Origin of the sequence: Actinomyces viscosus, assembly GCF_900637975.1 — a bacterium.
In the GTDB taxonomy this organism is placed as follows: Bacteria; Actinomycetota; Actinomycetes; order Actinomycetales; family Actinomycetaceae; genus Actinomyces; species Actinomyces viscosus.
The window spans coordinates 99227-121305 of the sequence record NZ_LR134477.1 but is presented as its reverse complement, the minus strand read 5'-3'; the positions used below and the strand labels follow the sequence as shown (position 1 = coordinate 121305).

The window sequence follows — 22079 nt, the reverse complement described above, 5'->3', positions numbered from 1 at the left end:
GATGGGGACAACGATAGACAGCAGGGGCGCCTCAGGCCGGCAGGGACAGGGCGACCTCCGTGCCGGTGGCCATGCGACGCACCCGGGCGCTGCCGCCGTGGCGCTCCATGCGGGCGATGATGGACTCGCGCACGCCGTGGCGGTCCTCGGCGATGGCGTCGAGGTCGAATCCGGGGCCGTGGTCGCGCACGAACACCTCGAGGCGCTGGTCGCCGGCCTCGACGTAGAGGGAGACCGGCGGGGCCCCGTGGCGCACGGCGTTGGACAGGGCCTCGCGGGTGGCGGCGACGATGACCTCGGTGTCGCGGTCGGGGGCGCGGTCGCCGACGCACACGGTATCGACGGCCACGCCGTGGCGGTCCTCGATCTCGCCGGCCAGGTCGGTGAAGGCGTCGGCCACGGAGGTGCCCGGGGCCGGGCGGTCGGTGTAGAGCCAGGCGCGCAGCTCGCGCTCCTGGGAGCGGGCCAGGCGGGCGACGGTCTCGGGCTCCTCGGCGCGCCTGCGGATGAGGGTGAGGGTCTGCAGGACGGAGTCGTGCAGGTGGGCGGCGATGTCGGCGCGCTCGGCCTCGCGGATCTCGGCGGCGCGGGTGTCGGCCAGGGCCCGGTTGGTCCGCAGCCACAGGGGCGCCAGGACCACGCCGATCCCGGCCACGAGCGCCCCGCCGGTGACGAGCCCGGAGATGAGCTTGTAGGGGGAGCTGTCCGCGACCACCCACACCAGGATGCCGACGACGGCCAGGCACACCCCTCCCGCGACCCGCACGATGGCGCCCAGGTTGCGGTCGGGGCCGACGAGGTTGTCCATCTGGGACCAGGCCAGTGCCGCCCCCGCGATGATGACGATGACGATTCCCACCGCACCGACCCGGTCCAGCAGCCCGAAGCGCCAGGAGGCCAGGAAGAGGGCCGCCAGGAGCAGGGAGCCGCCGTCGATGACCGTCTGCGACAGGCCGGGGAGGGCGCCGGTGCCGTGGCCTTCGGCGCCACCGTCCGCGGGACGGGTGGCCAGGCGGGACCGGGAGACCGGAGAGGCCGAGTCGGGTCCCGCCGGGGCGCTCTCCCCGGGCAGGGTCGCCCACAGCAGGGCGTAGAGGAAGGCGCCCGCACCGCCGCCGAGCCCGAGGACGGCCATCGCCGCGCGAACGTAGCGCACGGGGATGCCCAGGTGGACGCTCAGCCCCGCACAGACCCCGGCGATGCGGGCGGGCCTGCGCAGCCGGACGGCGTCCTCGGGCAGATCGGCCGGGGCCGGCCCCAGGTGGTGGGGCAGGCGTCGCAGAGGGGGGCGCTGCGGGGGCGGCGGGGGATTCCACGGTCGCCCCGGACCCGCGGGTGCGGTCCCGGGCTGCGCGCCCCACTGCTGAGCTGTCGTCATGGCACCATCGTGGCACGTCAGGGTCCCCGACCCGGCTGTCCCCCGGAGGATTCGGGGGACAATCGGGGATCATTCAGGGGGTCCCCTGATCGTGGGGAGGGGCGCCGACGCGAAGAATTGACGGCATGAACGACACGCCCACTCCCCCGTCAGACGGCAGCTCCGCCGCCGACTCCTCATTCCCAGGATTCCCCGGTTCCGCCAGCAGCAACGGCACTGCTGGACCTCAGCCCGGCCCCGCGCCCTCCCACCAGCAGTACGGCTCGCCTCGACCCGATCCCGAGGGCGGCGCGACCCACCGCTTCTTCGACTCCCTGCGCGGCTCGGGCCTCATGCGCGCCAACGACCGCTGGATCGCCGGGGTGGCCGGCGGCGTCGCCTACCGCTTCGGCCTGGACCCCATCCTGGTGCGCTGCGTGTGGGTGGTGCTCTCGATCTTCTCAGGCGTCGGGCTGGTCCTGTACGGCGTGGCCTGGGCGCTCCTGCCCGAGGAGTCCGACGGGCGCATCCACCTGGAGGAGGCCCTGGCCGGGCGCTTCAACGCCGGCCTGGCGGGCGCCATCGGCACCACGATCGTCGGCATGTCGACGATCGACAACGGCTTCATCCCCGGCTGGTACGTCAATCTGTGGGGCATTCCGGGCATCGCCGCCCCCGTCTGGTCACTCTTCTGGCTGGGGCTGACCATCCTGGCCGTCATCTTCGCCGTCCGCTTCGTCCAGAACCGTCGCAGCAGCAGGAGCGCGCCTCAGGGCCCCCAGAGTCCCCAGAGCCCCCAGGGACCGCAACCCTGGCAGACCACCTGGAACAGCAGCACCGCGCAGGCACCGGGGACCCAACCCCGTGACCAGAGCGGTCAGGCGGGCACCGCCCCGGCGGCCGGCCCGTCGGCGGCCTCGGACTCCTCCCGAGCACCCGGCTCCGGCGCCTCGGCCTTCAGCCGGCCCCCGAGCGGTCCGGCCTGGCAGAACCGCTCCTACCGGCAGTACCAGCCCTACCAGTCGGCGCCCGTGCCGGTCCGCCCGCCGCGCCCGCGCCGTCCCGGCCCCGGCTCCTCGATCTCCCTGGCGGTGCTGGGCCTGGGGCTCCTGACCGGAGCGGGCATCTGGTACGGCACAGCGACCCACCGCATCGGCCTGCTCCAGGGTCAGTTCGTCCTCATCGGCACCCTGGTCGCGCTCCTGGGCGCAGGCATCCTCCTCAGTGGCCTGCGCCGTCGTAGCGGCGGTTGGATGACGGTACTGGGTTGGCCGGTCCTGTTCGTCATGGCGATCCCGGCTCTCGTGATCGCCTCGGTCACGCCCACGAGCCTGACCCGCATGCCCTTCGGAACCATCACGAACGCGTCCACCTACGACTCGAGCACGGTGACCTGGAAGGAGCTGACGTCATCGGCCAGCAACGGCGGCGTCACCTACAGCAAGGACGTCGGCAACCTCACCCTGGACCTGCGCGGCGTGCCCGCCGATGAGGTCGGCAGGATCTCCACGATCAACGCCCACCTCGACGTCGGACGCCTGATCATCAGGACCGACGGCAACCAGCGGGTGACGGTCAAGACCGACGTCGACATGGGCGGGGTCGAGTCGCGGGTCTCCCGGGCCTGGAGCATCGACGGCAGGCAGATGGAGAAGGACGACGAGAGCCCGACCACCTATGACGTGAACGGCGCAACCGTTCCCACCTACAGGAGCTCCCGAGGCGGTCTGAACGTCACGTCCACCTTGACCTCCCCGTCCCCCTCCAGTGACGAGGACGGCCGGCCGACCATCACGGTCAACGCCTCGGTGGACACCGGGACGATCGAGGTCGAGGAGCGCAGCGGCGCCGTCTCCTGGTACGGCAACGCCGAGGAGCCCGTGTGGATCGTGAGCTTCTGGTACGACGAGAAAGGGGAGGCCCACTACGGCACCCTCCCGGTTCCGGGCATGAGCCACCAGGCCGTCACGGCCGACGACGCCGAGGCCTGCATCCGCACGGCCCACGAGAGCGAGGACAAGGACAATCGCAGCGAGGGCGTCACCTGGCGCAACCTGTCCGAGCTCACCTCCAAGGAGCGCGGTTCCTACGACGCCTGCGTGCAGAAGGCCCTGTCCAGGCAGCCCGCGGCCCAGCCGAGCGCGAGTCCCTCAGGAACGGCCACGCCGGCACCGTCCCCGGCTCCGGCTGAGCAGCAGCCTCCCGCCGACGCCCCGGCGGACGCCGGCTGATCGGCCCGACCACCCGTGCACCCGCACTCGCTCCAGACACCCAGACCTCTTCCGGGCACTGCCCGGACCTCACGCAAGGAGACTCCCATGAGCACCTCGTCCGCGACCTCGCCAGACGACACGAGCACAGAAGCCACAGACACCACCGACAGCACCGCTGAGGGCACCACTGAGAACCCCACGGCGCCCCTCCCGGCCTCGGGAGACACCCAGCACCTGACTCAACCGCTGACGCAACCGTTGACGCAACCGTTGACTCAGCCCCTGACTCAGCCGCTTCCCACCTCCGACGCCGTCGCCACCGACGTCCTGAGCACCGGGGAGGCACCGGGCGGCAGCAACCCGAACACCCCCTCGGATGACACCGAGACCGAGGCGATGGCGGCCACTGACGTCATCACCTCTCCGGCCTCGAGCCCGGCCTCGAACCAGGACGGCTTCTCCACCGCCTTCGATGCCGCCCCCTTCGGTCAGGACGGCAGGAACCGCGGCGAGTCAGCGGACTCGGCACCCGCGTCGTCGGCATCCGACTCGGTGTGGAGCGCAGGGACGGTGGCCGGCAAGGACCAGCAGCCGCAGGCGCCCAGCGACATCAGGGGCTCCACGCTCCTGTGGGGAGCGTTCCTGCTCCTGGTGGGCGGGCTGCTCATCGCAGCGGGTCTGGGGTTGCGCTTCGACTTCACGACGACGGCCATCGTCTGCCTGGCGGGGCTGGGGGCCCTGCTCGTCGTCGCCGCTCTCATTCCCAAACGACGCCGCAGCATCAAGCCCTGATCCAGGCGGTCCGACCACCACTGCCACTCACGACCACCGCGCGCGGACGCACCTGAGAGCTCGCCGACCATCCCTCACGGGTGGGCACGCGATCCCTCGGGTGCGTCCGCGCGGGTATACCCTAGTACGAGAAACTTACCGTCTCCACGATTTTTTGCCAGACCGATGAGAGCGAGGATCACTGATGGCTGAGACCGCGTTCTCCGTGCTCATGATCCTGCTCCTGGGCGCGGCGGGGATATTGCTCCTGGTCACCGGACGCAGGATGTCTCAGCGCAAACTCCCGCCGAACTCGTGGGCCGGGGTGCGGTACGCAGTGGCCCTCCAGTCCGAGGAGAACTGGTATGAGATGCAGGCCCGGTGCGCGACAGCCACCATGGGACTGGGAGTGGTCTTCATCGACTCGGCTCTCCTGTTCGCCATTCAGGCGGCCCTGCCCGAGGCGATCTCGATCCTGATCCCCATGGCCGTCATGTTCATTCAGATGGTTGCCGGGGTCGCGCTGATTCATGTTCAAGCCCGCAGGTGCCGAACACACCTTCTAAGAAATGCGAACTGAACCCATCTAGACAACCGACGTCAGATAAATTCGAGAAGGATGCACCTTTCGAGGGATCACCAGCGACGTCTTCCTTACAAAATCAAGACCCCAAGGACCTAAGACGCTTTCTCCCGGCCCTCGAACAAGAATTTTTCCGTAGACCACAACGACCCCGACCATGGACCCTCAGTCGTAGCGTGAATCCAATCAGAATAATCGACGCATTTTTTTAAACAGAAACACCCTCCGGAGCATCTCACGTCGGTCGCGACACCTTTCCTAACGGTCCATATTTTGAGACCAGCCTGGCCATCAATCCGGAGGCGAGATACCGTTCAGCTACCCCCATTTTGATTCATTTCAATTCCCTTCTACCGCACGCAAGGAATCGCTATGCGCAAACTCATTCGTCGCCATCGCCTCACCACCATGCTGGGCGGAGCAGTGATCACTGGATCATGCGCGTTGACAGGATGCTCTTCCGGAGGCAGTACGGCAGGGGCGCCCGCAAGCAGTTCCGCGACACAGTCGATCAGCGCTTCCCCAACTCCCACAGCCAAGAACGTGACAGTGTCACCCGAATCCGTCTCAGATACGGAACTGGGTTACATAGTCACCGAAGTCACCCCCGAGATGACGGACGAGAAGCTTCCGATCCTCAAGGCGTCCGTTGCCTATGACCAAGCATTCTGGCGTCTCAACATCACCGGAAAGTCCGCTGACAACCCCGACTCACTTGCGATCGACAAGGCCCGGGACGACCTCATCGAGAATCCAGAATTTCCGAGGAGAGTGCACCGCACAGCACCCATCAAGGTGTCGATTGACATCGTGGAATTTGAAGCCAATAAACGCGACCTGGCTCAGGTGACCACCTGTCTTGACCTGAACGAGAGCAAGGCTGTCAACACCAAGGGTGAGGACGTCACCATGTCGACAGATATAGGAAAGTATAGAGTCGAAACGACGCTGGTTCTCAATGACGACAAAAAATGGGTGGTGAAGCAGCAACGTACCGCCGACGCAGGGGGTCGGCAAAGTTGGTGGGTGGGGGTGTCTGAGCCGTTTTGACGGGGGTGGTGTGTCGCTAGGACGGGGGCGCGGGCCCCGCAGGGACGATGAGTGGTGTCTAGTCATCCCTTCGTCCTGGGAGCCCGCGCCGATGTCATCTTCCACCACGACCGCCTTGTCGCGCCGGCCCCTGGTCCAGGTTCTCAGGAACGTGGCTGATCCCAGGGACCGTCGGGGCGTGCGTCATAACCTGTCTACGGTCCTGTCCCTGGCCGTGACCGGGGTGCTGGCCGGCTGTCGCAGCCTGACGGCGATATGGGAGCGCACCACCGACCTGACCGGCGCCGACCTGGAGGCCCTGGGACTAGCGGCGGGCCAGGCCCTGCCCTCAGAGTCGACCATCCGCCGAGTCCTGCAGGACCTGGACCCCGCTGACGTTGACGCCCACCTGAGGTCATGGTTGTGCACGCGTACCGGCACCATCAACGGCCGCACAGTGATCGCCGTGGACGGCAAGACCATGCGCGGCGCCCGCACCAGCAAGGACCCAGCGCCGCACCTCCTGGCCGCCTTGGACCACGCCACCGGCGCCGTACCGACCCAGCAGCGGGTGGCAGGCAAGTCCAACGAGATCCCCGCGCTCAGGGAGCTTCTCGAACCCTTGGACCTGGAAGGGGTGGTGGTGAGCGCCGATGCGATGCACACCCAGACAGGCACAGCCCGGTGGATCACCCGGCGTGGTGGTCACTACGTGCTGACGGTCAAGGGCAACCAGAAGACCCTTCGCAAGACGCTCAAGGCGCTGCCCTGGAAGAGTGTCCCGTCCGTCTCAAGCGTCGATGCCGGTCACGGTCGGCGGGTGCGGCGCACTGCCAAGGCGATTGAGGCTCCCGCCTGGGTGGACTTCCCCGGGGCTGCGCAGGTGGTCCAGCTCCGACGCACCAGGACCATCAAGAGCAGGAAGCATGTTGAGGTGGTCTACCTGATCTGCTCCCTCCCTATGACCGATGCCCAGCCCGAGGTCGTCGCGGCCTGGGTCCAAGGGCGCTGGGGAATCGAGAACCGACTTCACTGGGTCAGGGACGTGGTCTTCGATGAGGACCGCCACCAGCTGCGCATCGGCAACGGCCCACAGGTCATGGCCACCCTGCGTAACCTGGCCATCAGCCTCATCCGACTCTTCCACGGCACCGGCACCTCCATCGCCAGCACCACCAGATCCCTGTCACGACAACCCAAACGAGCCATCAGACTACTCACCCAAACCCCCACCTAAACCGACTTTGCCGACCCCCTGACCGCCGACGTGGGGACGTGCGGCAATAACACCTCCTCAGCCAGCCCCTCGACCGCGACCCAGCAGTCAACTGCTGAAGCCACCTCCAGTCACACAGGCAGCTGATACCACAGCATTGTCGTCAGACGAGGTGACCTGGTCGAAGCCGAGCCTGTTATCGAAGCATGGCGTCTCCCGGTCATCAGCCCTGGTAGACGATCTTGGCCTTGACGTCGTCGACGGCCTCCTCGCCCAGGTAGTGGCGCACGATCTCCAGGCCGAAGTCGATGGCGGTGCCCATGCCGCGGGAGGTGATGACAGGACCGTCGGTCACCACGGCCGCCTGGCTGACCCGTGCCCCGTGGTCGGCCAGGACACCGACGAATCCGGGGTTCGACGTCGCCTGGCGCCCCTCGAGCAGGCCCAGCTCGGCCAGGATCGAGGGGGCGGCGCAGATGGCGGCCACCGGCCGTCCGGCGCGGACCCGCTCGGTGACCTCGGCCATGAGCGGCTCGACCGCCTTGAGGTTGGGGGTGCCGGGGATGCCGCCGGGCAGGACGAGCATGTCGTAGTCGGCGAGGTCCGCCTCAGCCAGAGTGAGGTCGCAGGTGACCACGATGTTGTGGGAGGAGGTGACGGTCCGCTCGGAGGTCACGGAGATCATCGTCGTCGGGATGCCGGCGCGGAAGAGGATGTCCACAGTCGCCAGTGCCTCAACCTCCTCCAGTCCCGGAGCGATGAGGACGGCGACGGACTTGTCGGTCCTCTGATCGGTGGGCGCGTGGAATGCGGGCATGTCTCCTCCAGGAAGGTCGTCTCAGCTTGTGCGGCTGCCGCCATCACCCTACGCGCCCACGGCGCCGGCCGTGAAGGCAACGGCTCGGGGCACGGAATCAGCGCTGACGCAGGAGGTGCTGCTCGGCGCGCTCCAGGATCGGGCGGGCGGTCTCGGGCGCGTAGACGCTCAGGCCCCCATCGGAGACGGGCAGCTCGACTCCGCCGTCGTCGCCGATGGTAACCGGCTCGTGCCCGCCCAGGACGCAGACCCACTGCTCACCGGCGTGACGGGCTCCGACGTGGAGTCGCTTGGCTCCGGCGCGGCGGTCGGACAGGACGACGGTGAGCCCGGAACCGGGGTGGGCGTCGTCGCCCTCGCGTGCGAAGCCGACGACGTCGGGCTCATCGAGGGCGTCGTGCTGGGGGCCGTGGGCCAGGGCGCGCCGCATGGTCATGAGCAGTGGCAGCTCGGTGACGGCCGGCAGGTCGCCGGTCTCGGGCGTGCCGAACAGGTCTCCCCAGAAGACGCAGGGGGTTCCGGCCTCACGCAGGAGGATGAGGGCGTAGGCCGAGGGCTTGAACCACGACTCGATGGTGGAGGCCAGCGACTGGCCCGGCTGGGTGTCGTGGTTCTCCACGAAGGTGACGGCGCGCGCGGGGTCGGTGGCCACGAGGGTGCCCTCGAAGAGGCGGGACAGGTCGACGTCGCCGTTGGAGGCGGAGGCGGCGTGCAGGTGGAAGTGGAGGGGGACGTCGAACAGGCTCGTGAAGGGGACGGCCTCCAGGTAGCCCTCCAGGTCGGCGACGTCGCGGGACCAGTACTCGCCCACGGCCGGCAGGTCGCGTCCGGTGGCGCGGCGCAGCTCGGGCAGCCAGCGGGCGAAGAAGTCGGCGCCGACGTGCTTGAGGGCGTCCAGGCGCAGGCCGTCGACGCCGGTGGTCTCCACGTACCAGCGTCCCCAGCGGTCCATCTCGGCGCTGACGGCGGGGTCGGTGACGTGGACGTCGGAGCCCATGAGGTAGTCGTAGTTGCCGAGCTCGTCGGTGACGTTCTCGTTCCACTGCTTGCCCTCGAAGAGCCACACGCCCTGCTGGTGGCGAGCCTCGTCCCAGTCGGTGCCGTGGAAGCAGGTCCAGTCCCAGGTGAAGTCCGAGTAGGCGCCAGCGCGTCCCGGGAAGGTGTAGCGGGTCCAGGCGGTGATCTCCTCGGGCTCGCCGATGGGGCGCAGGCGGTCGTGAGGGTCGACCGGGGTGGCGCGCACGACCTCGGTGTCGTCGCCGCCCATGCGGTGGTTGAGGACGATGTCGGCCACGACGCTGATGCCCGCGGCGTGCATCGCCTCGATGGCGGCCAGGTAGTCCTCCTTGGTGCCGTACTTCGTGGGGACGGTGCCCTTCTGGTCGAACTCGCCCAGGTCGTAGGTGTCGTAGACGCCGTAGCCGACGTCCTCCACACCGGCCTGTCCCTTGTATGCGGGCGGCAGCCAGGCCGAGCTGACCCCGCAGTCGGCCAGAAGGGCGGCGTTGTCGGCCAGGACGCGCCAGTGGGTCGAGTCGGCAGGCAGGTCCCAGGCGAAGGCCTGCAGCAGGAGGGGGTTGGCGACGTCGTCCGAGTGGGTGGGGCGGGGCTGGGCGTGGTTCTCGGTCACGGCACCGATGCTGCCAGCCCACCCCCGGCGGCGAAAGCCGAACGCGCAGCCGAAAGGTGCGCTCGCCTCCGGCCGGGGACATTCGACGCCGTCGGGGACAGATTTTCTGTCCCCGCACGTGCAGGATGTCCCCGGCCAGGAAAATGTGCACCCCCCTCTGATACCACTTTGGTATCACCTGGTACTCTTGGCGCATGGCGATGACACTGCGCTTGAGCAAGGAGGATGAGCGTCTTCTGACACTCCTGGCACAGGAGGACGGGATCAGCCGTCAGGAGGCGACGATCCGGGCGATCCACGAGGTGGCCGCACGCCGCGGACATGAGCAGCGGGTTAAAGCGGCTTCCGCCCGCGTCCGCAGCCGGTACGCCGACGTCCTGGAACGCCTCGGCCGCTGATCGGTCGCCGGCCAACCGCAGATGGTCGAGTACCTGACACTCGAGGACGCCCTCTCGCTCATCGAGGATCTCGCCGTGGGACCGGTCCGGGACCTCGGCCTGCTCGACTCGGCGCTGCACCGGCCTGCGGCCGCTCTCTGGGGACGCGACGCCTACACCACGATCGACGAGAAGGCTGCGGCCCTGCTCGACTCCCTGGTCCGCAATCATCCGCTGATAGACGGCAACAAGCGGTTGGGATGGTTGGCCACGCTGGTCTTTCTCGATGTCAACGGCCACTGGATCGAGGCTCCCGACGACGACGCCTACCAGCTGGTGATCGCCGTCGCGGCTGGAGAGCCATCACTGGAGGAGATCACCGAGACGCTCTCACGATGGCACGCTCACGACTCGGAGTAGATACTCGCAGTGGATCAGGCGGGAAGGAGCAGGGCGGCGACGTCGTCGAGCTGGGCGGCGATCTCGGTGAAGTCCCGATCCAGGTCGAGGGTGCGCACGTGGAAGCGGTGCCCGTTCTCGGTCCAGGTCTCGCGGATCGGCGGGTCGACGGTGGTCTGGGCGTAGAGCAGCATGCCCTCGACCTCGCGCCCGCTCTGGCGGGGGTCGCTGGTCTCGTGCATGACGTAGCTGTAGATCTGGTTGCGGTTGGCCGGGGACAGGATCTGCCTGTCGAAACGGGACCCGAGGATCCGCCCGTAGCACTTGGTGTCGATGATGAGGGTCCGCGTCGCCCCGGTCAGGACGATGTCCGTGTGCAGTCCCGGCAGGAAGACCGGGGCGTCCTCGATGCCGCCGCTCACCCACGGCGCCCCGGCGCGCAGGCGGGGATGATGGCGCCGGAAGTAGGCCAGGACGAAGCGCTCGTACAGGGCGCTCAGCTCCTGGGGGTCGAGGAGGTCCGCAAGACTGACTGCGCCGTCGTCGTCACTGAGCAGCCGCTGGTCCAGGACGAGCCGGCACACCCCCATGAGCAGCCGGTAGGAGCGGTTACCGCGATGGAAGCGCAGCGTCTCCCAGCGAAGACGCTCCAGCTCGCCCACGCTCATCAGCTCGACGCCCCCCATGACGAGCAGCGTGGACTTCAGCCTGGTCCTGCGGGCCGGGGTGATGCGGCCGTGCAGGATCAGGCGCAGGGCGGCGGTCTTGAGGAGCCGGTTCATGAGGGTGTTGTCGGTGCGCTCGTCGTAGCCGCAGCGCACGAGCCCCCTGCAACGGGCCTGTAGCCGCATGGTGGCGGCGGGGTCGATGCGTCCCCGCACGAGGGCCAGGTCCTCGGTGAAGGGCTCGTAGTCCCGCTCGAAGCCGCGTCGGCGCTGGTTGTCGAGCCCCTCGGCGAGGACGGCGGCGAGCAGGTCGTGGACATGGTCGAAGTCCTCGGCCGCCAGGCGCCGGTGCTCGCCGGTCTCCAGCGCAGTGAAGGCGTAGGCGAGCATGTAGTAGACGTTCTTGAGCAGCACGGTGCTGGGACCCTCGGGGTGGGGCCGGCCGGACTCCCCGCTGGCTACCCGGCCGGGGAATGCGGTGGCCGTCACAGCAGGACGCTCTCCAGCTGGTGAATGCTCTCCTCCATGGCGGCCCGGTTGTCGAACCAGTACTCGCGCACCAGCGGTTCGAGCTCGTAGCGCACCACTGAGGCGATGTCGCTGTCCATGCTGGACTCGGCACCCTCAGTGCTCCCGGGCCCTTCCGAGCTTCTGGTCGGCAGGCACAGGTAGGAGTGGCCGATCTGGAACCCGGGACCGAGGGCCTCGTCCTCAACGATCCGCCGGTTGAGGCGATGTACGACGTCGACCAGGGCCTCCAGCCTCGGGCTGCCCACGGTGGCGATGTGCCGGAGGAAGGCGGGGTGGTCGAGGGCCGGTCTCATCTCGAAGAAGGCGAAGCGGCGCCGTAGCGCGTAGTCGATGAGGGCGAGTCCCCGGTCGGCGGTATTCATCATGCCGATGAGGTGGAGCCGCTCCGGGACGGCCAGCAGCTCCCCGGAGACCGGCAGGCGCAGCGCATCGCCGCGGTGCTCGGCCTCGATGAGCATGAGCAGCTCGCCGAAGGCCTTGGAGATGTTGGCGCGGTTGATCTCGTCGATGATGAAGACGTAGTCCCGGCCCGGGTCGGCGGCGGCGCGCCGGCAGAACCTGGCGAACACGCCCTCGGCGGCCGCGAACCCGCCCTCGCTCGTGGGCCGCAGCCCGACGACGACGTCCTCGTAGGCGGTCGACTGGTGGAACTGCACCATCTCCACCCGCGAGTCGTCCACCTGCCCCATGAGCGCATAGGCCAGGCGCTTGGCCGCGAAGGTCTTCCCCGTACCGGGAGCGCCCTGAAGGATGAGGTTCTTCTTGCGCCGCAGCAGCCCGAGCATCTGCTCCAGGTCCTCGGGGTCGAGAAAGACCTCTTCCAGGAAGTCGACACTGGTATAGCCCTCGACCGCCTCATCAAGATCGTCTTCCTCGTGCTGGTCGTCTACGACTGAAGGCGAATGCGTCTCCTCGATCCCGATGAGTGCGTTGAGCTGGTCCGGCGTGTACTTCGTGTTCTCGGTGAGACGGTGCAGCATCAGTCTGCCGACTCGCTGTTCGAGCGGCCAGGAACCGACGTGCGTCCACTCGACGTCGCGCACCGCCCGGAAGGATGAGCGGTCCTCGTCATAGCGGTAGTCGGAGCGAACCACTCCGCGTCCTACGATCTCGTTGAAGCCACGGCGGACAAAGATAACGTCACCCGGTCTCATGACATGGACGTAGTCCCACACCGAGTCCGCAGCCTTACGCGGACGACCGCCCCAGTCCCCGTAGTGGTCGTAGAGCGCCTCCAAGAGCGTCTCCTTGTCGGGGAAAAGAGACAGGTCACCGATCCGGTCCCAGTTGAGAGCCATGATCCCAGCGGTTCGGAACTCATCCCATCTGACCGCGCCCTCACCCGGGGTGTAGAGCCAGTGCTGACAATCATGCTCCTCGGCGCCCGGGGTCTGGATGGCGTCCGGGGACGGTGCCAGCTCCTTGCGCTCCCTGAACAGCGACTCGAGCTGGGCCGGGTTGTAGCTCGTGTTCTCCGTGACGCGTTGCAGGGTCACGGCGCCAACCCGACGATCGAGCGTCCAGGAGCCGATATGCGTCCACTCGACGTCGTGCACGCAGCGGTAGGAGGACCGGACGTCGTCGTAGCGGAACCCGGAGCGGACGACGCCGCGTCCGATGATCTCGGTCGGAGTGCGCCGGGCGTAGATGACGTCGCCGGGACGGATGGTGTGGACGAAGTCCCGGATCATTCTCGCCGCGCCCCTCGGACGCCCTCCCCAGTCTCCGTAGCTGGACTCCAGCGCCTCAAGAATCGCCTCCTCGTTCGGGTAGCTCGCGGGGTCGCCGATCCGGTCCCAGTTGAGAGCCATGATTCCGGCCGCCTGAAACTCCTCCCACTTCCCGGCGCCCTCACCGGGGACGTAGAGCCAGTACCGGCGCTCCCGTTCCTCAACCGTCTCAGGCACGTCCTCGGCCGACGTCGTCACCGGCTCACTCATGGTTCCTCCTCATCACCCGTGCTCGCGGCGCTGCGAGCACGTCCAGGGAGAATAGTAGTGCCACCGTCGGCCATCGGTACCGGCCGGGTGCGGCCGCCTCCGGCCGGGGACATGCCACGCGTATGGGTGCACATTCTTCTGGCCGGGGACATGTCACGCGTGCGGGTGCAGAATTTCTGTCCCCGACGGCGTCGAATGTCCCCGGCCGGAAGAATGCGCTCAGGCCGGCGCGCGCAGTACCACGATGCGCTCGGAGAGCCGCCCCACCAGCGGCAACCGCACCAGGGGCGCGAGCACAGGGTTGTAGCGTGCAATGGTGTCGGTGAAGGGGACGTCGTGGAGCAGCGTGAAGCCGGGAGCGACCGTGCGCTGAAACTCAGCGGCGCTGGAGCAGCCGTAGGTGTATCGCGCCCCCGCGTCCTCCACCGAGCGCTCTCGACCGTACTTCTGGAACAGGCGGGCCATGACCTCGATGAGAACCGTCGCGCCGGGCAGCCTCGCAGCGATGATGTCCAACAAGGAGCGCACCTCGTCCTGCTCGAGGTACATGCTCAGTCCCTCAATGATGACGAGCACGTCGCCGCTCGTCCTGCCGCCGGCCTTGTCCTCTCCTAGCCGGTCGGGCCAGTCGGGGTCGAGGGCGGAGGCGGCGATCGTGTGGTGGCGCTCGCCGTCATCGAGCAGCCGGCGCCGCAGCTCGATGACGTCGGGCAGGTCGAGGTCGTACCAGGTGACGAGCCCATCGTCGAGGCGCTGGAAGCGGGTGTCGAGCCCGCAGGCGATGTTGACCACCGTGCAGCCAGGGTGGGTGGCGAGGTAGCCGGCGACGAGCGGGTCGAGGGTGAGGGTGCGCAGCACGACGCCGTCGGCCATGAGCCGGTCCTGGCTCGCCATGGTGAAGTCGTAGTCGATCCGGGAGACGAGCTCGACGGCGGCGGGATCCGTGAAGCGCGGCCGGTCGGAGAGCGTGTGCTGCGCCCTAGCGTGGAGGGTCAGCAGCATCGTCTTGCTGACCCCGTTCAGGTCTGCTGTCTCGTATGCGCTCATACGGTCAATTCTGTGACTCCGACGCCGCAGCTCGCTACCACCGTCACGATATCTCTCGCCGCCCCTCGATGCCCGACGTCGACCTGCACAGCTCGGCAGCGGTTCAGTACCGGTGGATGCCGCAGGCCTCCTTGATGCGGCGGATCCTGGGCGGCAGGTCCTCACGGTCGTAGAAGCGCAGGGCCGACGTCGTCAGCCCCGTGGCCTGCGAGGCCTCACCAATGCCGTAGGTGCGTTCCTGGTCGGCGGCCACCGGCATCACCATGACGTCCTCCTGTTCGTCTCCTCGGCGAGCGGATCCGTGCAGCACCTCACTCACCCGGCGCTTGATCTGAAGCGCACTTCATATCCGAGGGTAGTAACAACGGCCCACGGGGAGGAAGCCACCCCGGCATCCACCCCACCGCCCGTCTCACCGCCTACCTCAGGAGAACATCGTGTCCGACTCTTCCGCCTCACCCACCACATCGAACGCTCCCCTGCCCCGCATCGCCCTGGGAACCTGGTCCTGGGGATCGGGCGCCGCCGGAGGCGACCAGGTCTTCGGCAACCACCTCACGAACGACGACCTCAAGCAGGTGTTCGACGCCGCCATGAGCCAGGGCCTGCGCCTGTGGGACACGGCGCTCGTCTACGGCATGGGCGCCTCCGAGCGCGCACTCGGCACCCTCATCGCCGACGTCCCGCGCCAGGACGTCATCATCTCCACCAAGTTCACTCCGCAGATCGCCGGAGACGGGGCCGACCCGGTCGCCGACGAGCTGGCGCAGTCCGAGCAGAACCTCGGCACCACCGAGATCGACCTCTACTGGATCCACAACCCCGGCGACGTCGAGCGGTGGACCCCGCTGGTGGCCCGGCTGGCCGCGGAGGGCAAGGTCGGGCGCGTGGGCGTCTCGAACCACAACCTCGCCCAGATCAAGCGGGTTGAGGAGATCCTGTCCGCCAAGGGCGTCCGCCTCTCCGCCATCCAGAACCACTACTCGCTCCTGTACCGCTCGAGCGAGGACGCGGGCCTCCTGGACTACTGCCATGACAACGGCATCGACTTCTTCGCCTACATGACCCTGGAGCAGGGAGCCCTGTCCGGCAAGTACGACGCCGACCACCTCATGCCGGCCGACTCCCAGCGCGGCCGCACCTACAACCCGCTGCTGCCCAGGCTCGGAGCCCTGCTGGAGACGCTGCGCGCCATCGCCGCGGCCCACGACGTCGCCCCCGCCCAGGTCAGCGTCGCCTGGGCCATCGCCAAGGGAACCATCCCGATCATCGGCGTCACCACGCCGACCCAGGTCGACGACGCCGCCAAGGCCGTCAACCTGACGCTGAGCACAGAGGAGGTCGCCAGGCTGGAGGAGGCCGCCCAGGCCTCCGGCGTCGACACCCGGGGCTCGTGGGAGAGCCCGATGGCCTGAGGACTGCACCCCAACCTGCGCGGGCCCTCCGGTGTAGTCGTGCGGTGTGCGGCTCAGTCCTCCTCCAGGACGCCGTTCCACGCCAGGAAGTCGGTGGTGCGGCGCATGGCCTCCTCCCAGTTGGCGTCCCCGAACCCGTGGGCGGCGCCGGGGATGGTGACGAGCTCGGCGTCAGGCAGGGCGCGCACGGCGGCCCGGGAGACCTCGATGGGCACGGAGCGGTCCTGCTCCCCGTGGACGATGAGGACGGGGCGGCGATAGGTGGCCAGCTCGGCCCCGACCTCCAGGTTCCAGCCGTCGACGGCGTAGGCGCGCCCCAGCCGGGTACCCGCCCAGTCGAACTCCTCGGGCACGGCCGCCAGGGTGCGGAAAGCGGCGCGCAGGTTCTCCCCCAGCCGCAGGGCCGGGTACCACAGGGCCAGGGCGGCGATCCGCTGCGGGTGCCGGGCGGCCGCGAGCGCCGCGACCGCCCCTCCCAGGCTCAGCCCGAACAGGGCGACCCGGGAGGCGTCCACCTCCGGCCAGGCGCAGGCTGTGGTGAGGACTGCCTCGAGGTCGGCCAGCTCAGTGAGGGCCGACATCGCGGTGGCCTGGCCCTGGCTGGCGCTGCCGCCGCCCCCGCGGAAGTCGAAGCAGACGGCGACCGCACCTGCTGCGGCGAAGCGCCGTGCCATGGGGGCGACGCGGGTGTGGGAGCCCTCCATGCCGTGGCAGCAGATGACCAGGGGCGCGGGCACCGACGCCGCCGCGGATGGGACGTAGGCCAGTCCCCCGATCCTCTGCCCCTGGGCGGTGAAGGTGACCTGCCGTGAGAGGTAGGGCTGCGTCGTCGTCACGTGTTCTCCTTGCCGTCTGGGGCGGGCGGAAGGCGCCCGGCCCGGCAGCCATGGTAGAGCCATGGGAGAGGCACAGGAGAGCCACGGTGGACGGGCCGCCGGGGCGGGGCCGTCTCTCGCGCGAGGACGCGGTCGGAGCAGACCCTCAGATGGCGCTGTAGCCGCCGTCGACGAGGATGGGCGATCCGACGACGTAGCCGGAGGCCTTCGAGGCCAGGAACAGGATGGCGGTGTCGAGCTCGCCCTCCTTGCCGAAGCGGTCCAGCGGGATCATGGCGCGGAAGGCCGATCCGGTGTCCTCGGCGTCCAGGACGTCGGTGGTCAGCTCGGAGTAGAAGTAGCCGGGACACAGGGCGTTGACGGTGATGCCGTACTTGGCCCACTCGGCCGCCAGGGCGCGGGTGAGGTTGACGGCGCCGCCCTTGGCGGCGTGGTAGGCAGCCATGCCGGCGACGTTGGAGCCGACCATGCCGTACATGGAGGCGACGTTGATGATGCGTCCGTAGCCGGCGGGGATCATGGCCTTCTTCGCCGCGGCGCGCGAGACGCGGAAGATGCCGTACAGGTCGATGTCCACCTCGGTGTCGAACTGCTCGTCGGTCAGGTCCTCGGCGGGGCCGAAGCTGCCGGTTCCGGCGTTGTTGACCACGATGTCGAGGCGGCCGAAGGTCTCCAGGGCGGCATCGACGGCGGCTTCAACGCTGACGGTGTCGCGCACGTCGCAGTGCAGGGCCAGGGTCTTGACCCCGAACTCGTCGGCGATCTCCTTGGCAACGGCCTCGACGCGCTCGACACGGCGGGCCACCGCGACGATATTGGCTCCGGCGCTGGCCAGCGCCTTGGCCATCTGGATGCCGATGCCTGACGAGCAGCCGGTCACGAGAGCCACCTGCCCGGTCAGGTCGAAGTAGTTGCGGTCCATGGTCGTCTCTCTTCCTTGAGTCATTCTTGAGTCGTTCCCGGGCCGGTTGGCCCAGAGGTATGGGCGCCAGGGCTGAGCACCCCGGCGATCAAGAAACTACGAGGAAGAGAGTTGTTAGTACATATGATGAATCCGGTGTTGACCTGAGCGAGATGACGTCGAGTCGAGAAAGTGCTGCCCGTCACACCATGTCATCTCGTCGACAGGCCCGGAATCAGCCGGCGCCTCTCAGCGGTAGGCCTCTGAGGAGGCGTTCGCGTCGTACTTGGCCACCAGGACGAGACCGGACAGGGTGTAGGGGCCACCGATGTAGGGCATAACCTGAACCAGCGCGGCGGCCACCTTCTGCCGGGAGGACCCGGCCTTGATGGCCCCGGCCACGTGCGGGCGCAGCTGGGTGGCTGCGCCGATGGCGGCGATGGCCACGAGGCTGACGAGCTCGCGCTGGGCGACGTCGAGCCCGCCGCGGGTGGCGAAGTCGCCGAATGCCCAGGAGGTCAGCAGGTGGGGCACGAACTCATCGAAGGGCTCGGGCAGGGCGGAGAAGACCTCCCTAACCTCGTTGCCGTACAGCGGGGTCTGGATGGCGGCACCCGCCTGCTCCCGGGCACTGGGGTCGGTGGCGTCAACAGTGCCGGCGTTCTCCAGGGGCAGGGAGATGCCGTGCGCCTCGAAGACCTCGTTGGCCACACCGATGGCGTTGAGGGTCTTGGGGAATCCGATGTAGGGGGCGCACTGGTAGATGGTCTCGCGCAGCTGCAGGGGGCTGGCGCCGATGTTGAGGGCGGCACCCACGTGGGCCTTGAGCTGCGGGAGGGTCTGCATGGCGGTCAGGACGGTGACGGTGAGCAGCTCGCGCTCGACGTCGGTGAGGACGCCCGTGGAGAAGGCCTCGTCGAAGATCCCGTTCTGGAGGATGTCGAACAGCTCGGGGTCCGTGGGGTGCGGTTGGGGCTCCACCCCGAACAGCCTGGTGAAGGTCTCGCGTGCCTGGGGTGTCAGCGCCATGGAGGGCTCCTTACGATGTGCGGGCGGCTTGTCCTGAGCATGTCACGTCTACCGCCCGGGCAACAGACCCCAGCACCCCTACTCAGAACACAGCGTCTCAGCTGCGCTGGACGAGCACAGAAACCCAGTCCTGCCGAGTATCGAAGATCCGATCCACCCGGATGAAGTGATCCTCAATGCCGTAAACAGCGAGCAAGTGGCCTGCCACAACATAGCGGCCCTCTGTTGGAATACCAACAACGACGTCCAGCCTGCTCCCGGACGACGGAAAGCTCCGAACCCCTTCAACCGCCTCAAGCAAGGCATCTACCTGCTGGAATGCCAATTCCGGGTCACCGGAAGCCTCCACCGTGAAGTCCCATGCCTCATCAAGATCGATAAGAGCATCAGCGGAGTAGACGACCTCAGCACTCATTAGCCGATGCCCGTCGTGCGACAAAGTGCGCACGCACGTCTGCAGCGCTGATCCACCCTTGCTCCTCACCAGAGATCCGGCCGATCTCAACCTCTCGAATCAGACGATGACCAGCCTTGATGCGGTCGTAATCCTTCATGTCGAGAAGGACATATCTACCATGACCATTCTTGGTGAGGAAAACAGGTGAGTCCTCCGCAACGTCCTTGAGAACCTCCGTGTAGCTCCTCAGATCGGACACTGGCTTGATCGTCGGCATGACACCCTCCTGCTGTCGAATTCTTCGATTAATTGTACAGCATGAGGATCAAGATGCCGGGCTCACGGCAAGCCTCCGGGCCATGCGGATGACGCGGGCGGCCTGCGTCTCGAGCTCGGTGCGCGTCAGGCTCACGGCGTCGTCGGACTGCTCGGGCCGGCCGGCCGCCCCGAGGTTCTCACTCCCCCGGCGCAGGGCGGCCAGGAGGTTCTGGCGGTCCGGCTCGCCTCCGGGCATGAAGAGCTCGTTACCGGCCTTGACGGTGGCGGCGGCGGTGGCACGCGGGTGCTTCATGTCGCTGTGGGTCATGCCGTCGACGACCCAGTCGGTCATGACCAGGCCGTCGAAGCCCCACTCCTGACGCAGGATGACCTCGAGCAGCTGGGCGGACTCGGAGGTGTGGACGCCGTTGATGAGGTTGTAGGAGGTCATGACGGCGGCGGGACGGGCCCGACGCACGCAGATCTCAAAGGGGCGCAGGTAGTGGTCCCGCAGGGCGCGCGGGCTGACCCGGCTGTTGGAGTTGAGACGGTTGGTCTCCTGGTTGTTGCAGGCCAGGTGCTTGATGGTCACGCCCCGCCCGGGGTGGGACTGGACGCCTCGGGTGATGGCGGCGGCGATGCGCCCGGCCAGCAGCGGGTCCTCGGAGAGGTACTCGAAGTTGCGTCCGCACAGGACGGATCGGTGCAGGTTGAAGGCCGGGGCGAGCCAGAGGTGGACGCTGAAGCGCTCCATCTCGGCCCCCACGACGTCGCCGAGCCGCTCGGCCAGCACCGGGTTCCAGGACTGGGCGAGCGCGGTGCCGATGGGGATGGCCGTGGCGTACTGCTCGCGGATCTCAGCGGGTTCGCGGGGCTCGGGCTCGTCCGCGATGCCCAGGACCTCGCGTCCGGCGTCGTCCATGAGCTCGAGGAAGGTGGCCGGCAGGCTGGAGTCACCCAGGGAGAAGGAACCCTCGGCGTCGACGCCGTAGGTGGGGGCCAGGCGCAGGCCGGCGGGCCCGTCGGCCATGATGATGCTGGGCACCCCGGCGATGCGGGTGGTTGACTGGCCCGCCGCGCCGACGACGGTGGTGGAGGCCGCCCCGATGATGGAGCCTGACTCCTCGCCGCTGCGGTAGTCGCCCAGGACGGTGTGGATGAGCTCGTCGTCGGACAGGGTCCGGGCCAGGGCGAGTGCCTCGTCGAGGTCGGCGGCGCTGGCGGGCTCAGCGCGGTCGGGCAGGCGCAGGCGGGCCGGGTCGACGGCGAGCACCGGCAGGTCTGCCGGGATGTCGAGGGCCGCCGGGGTCTCGGGCCTCCAGTCGGTGAAGCCGGGCTCGCCCAGGTCTCCGGTCAGGCGGCGCACGATCGCGTCCTCGCCGAGCCCGACGACGGCGACGGGGCTCAGGTGCCGGCTGGAGGTCCCCACCCGCAGCAGGTAGCGACCGGCCTCCAGGACGGTGGCGTGGGCGGCCTCGTCGTAGGAGGCCAGGTCGGTCAGGTCGACGTCCACGGTGACGCGCGCCGTCTCCCTCGGGGCGATCTGACCGGTCTTGGTAAAGCCGGCCAGCGCCTGGAGCGGCTGGTCGAGGCGGCCGGGCGGAACAGCGGCATATACCTGGACGGTCTCCTTGCCGGGATGGGAACCGGTATTGGTGACGTCGACGTCGATGCTCACGCGCGCCCCGTCGAGGCTCACCTGGTGGGTGCGGAGGTCGAAGGTCGTGTAGCCCAGACCGAACCCGAAGGGGAAGAGCGGTTCCTTGCCGATCGAGTCGTAGAAACGGTAGCCGACGTAGACGCCCTCTCGGTAGCGGGTGTCGTCGGGGTCGCCGAAGTCGCCGATCTGCTCGGCCTCGTCCCAGGCGGCCCAGGTGGTGGCCAGCTTGCCGGAAGGGTAGGCCCGCCCCAGGAGGACGTCGGTGAAGGCGTCGCCGATGGTCGCGCCGAGCTGGGAGAGCAGGAGGATGTTGGTGACGTCCCCCAGCGTACTGAGGTCGACGACGCCGCCCACGTTGAGGACGAGCAGGAAGCGCTCGAAGCGCTTGCTCAGGGCGCGGATGTCACGGATCTCGGAGGCGGTGAGCCTGAGGTCGCCGGCGTCGGGGGTACGGTCACTGCCCTCGCCGGAGGTGCGGGCCAGGACGTAGACAGCCGTCTGGGGGTCGACGTCGGTCTCGACGTCGAGGGGGATCTCGTGCTCGGGCTCGGCCATGACCGAGCCCATGCCGATCATGATGGCGGGCACGTCTCGTTCGGCGGCCTCGGCCCTGATACCGGCGATGAAGTCCTGGTGGGCCTGGTCGTGGACGCGGTCGTAGGCGTCCAGCCAGGGCTTGGTCACGACGGTGAAACCGGCCGCCTCCAGGCCCTCCTCGATGGTGGTGACGTGGCGGGAGTTGACGTCGCCGCTGCCGGTGCCGCCCTTGACGGTGCGGCGGGCGCCGGAGCCGAACAGGGCGATCTCGCCGGGTCCTGCCAGGGGGAAGGCGCCGTCGGAGCGCAGCAGCACCATGCACTCGGGCGCCAGGGCGCGGACGATATCGAGGTGGTCGGTCTCGTAGGTTTCCATGCCGCATTGTCTCCTTGTCAGGGCTGGCGCCGGAGGCGAGGCTGGGGATCCGGGTATGCCTCTCCGCACTGAGCGGAAGGGCAGGGTCTGCCCCGT

At 68.4% G+C, this 22079-nt stretch carries 21 protein-coding genes; 8 read left to right on the top strand and 13 right to left on the bottom strand.

Annotation, left to right across the window (positions count from 1 at the left end; all coding sequences use genetic code 11):
* Window positions 1–31 precede the first annotated feature (31 nt).
* Complete coding sequence (locus tag EL340_RS00555; protein WP_232023151.1) at window positions 32–1378, bottom strand: ATP-binding protein; 1347 nt, start codon at window positions 1376–1378, stop codon at window positions 32–34.
* Window positions 1379–1503: 125 nt separating this feature from the next.
* Between EL340_RS00555 and EL340_RS00550 the strand changes: the two genes are divergently transcribed.
* The 5 genes from EL340_RS00550 (at window position 1504) to EL340_RS00530 (ending at window position 7190) form a co-directional block, all read left to right on the top strand.
* Complete coding sequence (locus EL340_RS00550) at window positions 1504–3588, top strand: PspC domain-containing protein (RefSeq protein WP_126412973.1); 2085 nt, start codon at window positions 1504–1506, stop codon at window positions 3586–3588.
* 87 nt (window positions 3589–3675) lie between these two features.
* Window positions 3676–4362, top strand: coding sequence for a hypothetical protein (locus EL340_RS00545; RefSeq protein ID WP_126412972.1), 687 nt, complete (start codon window positions 3676–3678; stop codon window positions 4360–4362).
* A gap of 184 nt (window positions 4363–4546) precedes the next feature.
* The gene (locus EL340_RS00540; protein WP_126412971.1) at window positions 4547–4921 is read left to right on the top strand and encodes an SdpI family protein; all 375 of its coding nucleotides are present in this window, start codon (window positions 4547–4549) and stop codon (window positions 4919–4921) included.
* Between the two features lie 375 nt (window positions 4922–5296).
* A complete protein-coding gene (locus EL340_RS00535; RefSeq protein WP_126412970.1) occupies window positions 5297–5974 on the top strand; it encodes a hypothetical protein in 678 nt (225 codons plus the stop codon).
* A gap of 91 nt (window positions 5975–6065) precedes the next feature.
* Window positions 6066–7190: an ISAs1 family transposase gene (locus tag EL340_RS00530; protein ID WP_126412969.1), complete on the top strand. Its 1125-nt coding sequence runs from the start codon at window positions 6066–6068 to the stop codon at window positions 7188–7190.
* Between the two features lie 202 nt (window positions 7191–7392).
* Here the strand turns inward: EL340_RS00530 and EL340_RS00525 are convergent, their stop codons facing one another.
* Window positions 7393–7986 (bottom strand): DJ-1 family glyoxalase III, encoded by a 594-nt coding sequence (locus tag EL340_RS00525; RefSeq protein WP_126412968.1) that lies wholly within the window; start codon window positions 7984–7986, stop codon window positions 7393–7395.
* Window positions 7987–8083: 97 nt separating this feature from the next.
* Window positions 8084–9616: an alpha-amylase gene (locus EL340_RS00520; protein ID WP_126412967.1), complete on the bottom strand. Its 1533-nt coding sequence runs from the start codon at window positions 9614–9616 to the stop codon at window positions 8084–8086.
* Window positions 9617–9810: 194 nt separating this feature from the next.
* Here EL340_RS00520 and EL340_RS00515 point away from each other — a divergent pair, with 194 nt between their 5' ends.
* Both EL340_RS00515 and EL340_RS00510 read left to right on the top strand, forming a co-directional pair.
* Window positions 9811–10014 (top strand): CopG family transcriptional regulator, encoded by a 204-nt coding sequence (locus tag EL340_RS00515; protein WP_126412966.1) that lies wholly within the window; start codon window positions 9811–9813, stop codon window positions 10012–10014.
* Between the two features lie 21 nt (window positions 10015–10035).
* The gene (locus EL340_RS00510; RefSeq protein ID WP_126412965.1) at window positions 10036–10413 is read left to right on the top strand and encodes a type II toxin-antitoxin system death-on-curing family toxin; all 378 of its coding nucleotides are present in this window, start codon (window positions 10036–10038) and stop codon (window positions 10411–10413) included.
* Between the two features lie 14 nt (window positions 10414–10427).
* Here EL340_RS00510 and EL340_RS00505 read toward each other — a convergent pair whose 3' ends face one another.
* The 4 genes from EL340_RS00505 to EL340_RS00490 form a co-directional block, all read right to left on the bottom strand.
* A complete protein-coding gene (locus EL340_RS00505; protein WP_197722327.1) occupies window positions 10428–11546 on the bottom strand; it encodes a 5-methylcytosine restriction system specificity protein McrC in 1119 nt (372 codons plus the stop codon).
* Entirely contained in the window at window positions 11543–13528 is a 1986-nt protein-coding gene (locus EL340_RS00500; RefSeq protein ID WP_126412964.1) for a DUF8426 domain-containing protein, read from the bottom strand. The genes EL340_RS00505 and EL340_RS00500 overlap by 4 nt, the downstream gene beginning before the upstream one ends.
* A gap of 219 nt (window positions 13529–13747) precedes the next feature.
* Window positions 13748–14575, bottom strand: a complete 828-nt coding sequence (locus EL340_RS00495; protein ID WP_126412963.1) for a class I SAM-dependent methyltransferase — start codon at window positions 14573–14575, stop codon at window positions 13748–13750.
* Window positions 14576–14678: 103 nt separating this feature from the next.
* Complete coding sequence (locus tag EL340_RS00490) at window positions 14679–14894, bottom strand: MerR family DNA-binding transcriptional regulator (RefSeq protein WP_232023149.1); 216 nt, start codon at window positions 14892–14894, stop codon at window positions 14679–14681.
* 118 nt (window positions 14895–15012) lie between these two features.
* Here EL340_RS00490 and EL340_RS00485 point away from each other — a divergent pair, with 118 nt between their 5' ends.
* A complete protein-coding gene (locus EL340_RS00485; protein ID WP_197722326.1) occupies window positions 15013–15990 on the top strand; it encodes an aldo/keto reductase in 978 nt (325 codons plus the stop codon).
* 53 nt (window positions 15991–16043) lie between these two features.
* On the opposite strand, the gene EL340_RS00480 is transcribed toward EL340_RS00485, so the two are convergent.
* From EL340_RS00480 to EL340_RS00455, 6 genes are all read right to left on the bottom strand, one after another.
* Window positions 16044–16826 carry an alpha/beta hydrolase family protein gene (locus EL340_RS00480; RefSeq protein ID WP_126412962.1) on the bottom strand — a complete coding sequence of 261 codons (783 nt, stop codon included), beginning with the start codon at window positions 16824–16826 and terminating at the stop codon, window positions 16044–16046.
* 145 nt (window positions 16827–16971) lie between these two features.
* Window positions 16972–17748 carry an SDR family NAD(P)-dependent oxidoreductase gene (locus EL340_RS00475; protein WP_232023148.1) on the bottom strand — a complete coding sequence of 259 codons (777 nt, stop codon included), beginning with the start codon at window positions 17746–17748 and terminating at the stop codon, window positions 16972–16974.
* 228 nt (window positions 17749–17976) lie between these two features.
* Window positions 17977–18756, bottom strand: coding sequence for a carboxymuconolactone decarboxylase family protein (locus EL340_RS00470; protein WP_126412960.1), 780 nt, complete (start codon window positions 18754–18756; stop codon window positions 17977–17979).
* A gap of 97 nt (window positions 18757–18853) precedes the next feature.
* Window positions 18854–19171 (bottom strand): type II toxin-antitoxin system RelE/ParE family toxin, encoded by a 318-nt coding sequence (locus EL340_RS00465; protein WP_126412959.1) that lies wholly within the window; start codon window positions 19169–19171, stop codon window positions 18854–18856.
* Window positions 19161–19430 (bottom strand): type II toxin-antitoxin system prevent-host-death family antitoxin, encoded by a 270-nt coding sequence (locus EL340_RS00460; protein ID WP_126412958.1) that lies wholly within the window; start codon window positions 19428–19430, stop codon window positions 19161–19163. The genes EL340_RS00465 and EL340_RS00460 overlap by 11 nt, the downstream gene beginning before the upstream one ends.
* A 48-nt stretch (window positions 19431–19478) precedes the next feature.
* Window positions 19479–21983: a glycoside hydrolase family 3 protein gene (locus EL340_RS00455; protein WP_197722325.1), complete on the bottom strand. Its 2505-nt coding sequence runs from the start codon at window positions 21981–21983 to the stop codon at window positions 19479–19481.
* Window positions 21984–22079: the final 96 nt, after the last annotated feature.

What these genes read in the sequence shown, in the direction of transcription:
- EL340_RS00555 (WP_232023151.1), bottom strand. Translation starts at nt 1,378, where the DNA reads ATGACGACAGCTCAGCAGTGGGGCGCGCAGCCCGGGACCGCACCCGCG.
- EL340_RS00550 (WP_126412973.1), top strand. Translation starts at nt 1,504, where the DNA reads ATGAACGACACGCCCACTCCCCCGTCAGACGGCAGCTCCGCCGCCGAC.
- EL340_RS00545 (WP_126412972.1), top strand. Translation starts at nt 3,676, where the DNA reads ATGAGCACCTCGTCCGCGACCTCGCCAGACGACACGAGCACAGAAGCC.
- EL340_RS00540 (WP_126412971.1), top strand. Translation starts at nt 4,547, where the DNA reads ATGGCTGAGACCGCGTTCTCCGTGCTCATGATCCTGCTCCTGGGCGCG.
- EL340_RS00535 (WP_126412970.1), top strand. Translation starts at nt 5,297, where the DNA reads ATGCGCAAACTCATTCGTCGCCATCGCCTCACCACCATGCTGGGCGGA.
- EL340_RS00530 (WP_126412969.1), top strand. Translation starts at nt 6,066, where the DNA reads ATGTCATCTTCCACCACGACCGCCTTGTCGCGCCGGCCCCTGGTCCAG.
- EL340_RS00525 (WP_126412968.1), bottom strand. Translation starts at nt 7,986, where the DNA reads ATGCCCGCATTCCACGCGCCCACCGATCAGAGGACCGACAAGTCCGTC.
- EL340_RS00515 (WP_126412966.1), top strand. Translation starts at nt 9,811, where the DNA reads ATGGCGATGACACTGCGCTTGAGCAAGGAGGATGAGCGTCTTCTGACA.
- EL340_RS00510 (WP_126412965.1), top strand. Translation starts at nt 10,036, where the DNA reads ATGGTCGAGTACCTGACACTCGAGGACGCCCTCTCGCTCATCGAGGAT.
- EL340_RS00500 (WP_126412964.1), bottom strand. Translation starts at nt 13,528, where the DNA reads ATGAGTGAGCCGGTGACGACGTCGGCCGAGGACGTGCCTGAGACGGTT.
- EL340_RS00495 (WP_126412963.1), bottom strand. Translation starts at nt 14,575, where the DNA reads ATGAGCGCATACGAGACAGCAGACCTGAACGGGGTCAGCAAGACGATG.
- EL340_RS00475 (WP_232023148.1), bottom strand. Translation starts at nt 17,748, where the DNA reads ATGGACCGCAACTACTTCGACCTGACCGGGCAGGTGGCTCTCGTGACC.
- EL340_RS00470 (WP_126412960.1), bottom strand. Translation starts at nt 18,756, where the DNA reads ATGGCGCTGACACCCCAGGCACGCGAGACCTTCACCAGGCTGTTCGGG.
- EL340_RS00465 (WP_126412959.1), bottom strand. Translation starts at nt 19,171, where the DNA reads ATGAGTGCTGAGGTCGTCTACTCCGCTGATGCTCTTATCGATCTTGAT.
- EL340_RS00460 (WP_126412958.1), bottom strand. Translation starts at nt 19,430, where the DNA reads ATGCCGACGATCAAGCCAGTGTCCGATCTGAGGAGCTACACGGAGGTT.
- EL340_RS00455 (WP_197722325.1), bottom strand. Translation starts at nt 21,983, where the DNA reads ATGGAAACCTACGAGACCGACCACCTCGATATCGTCCGCGCCCTGGCG.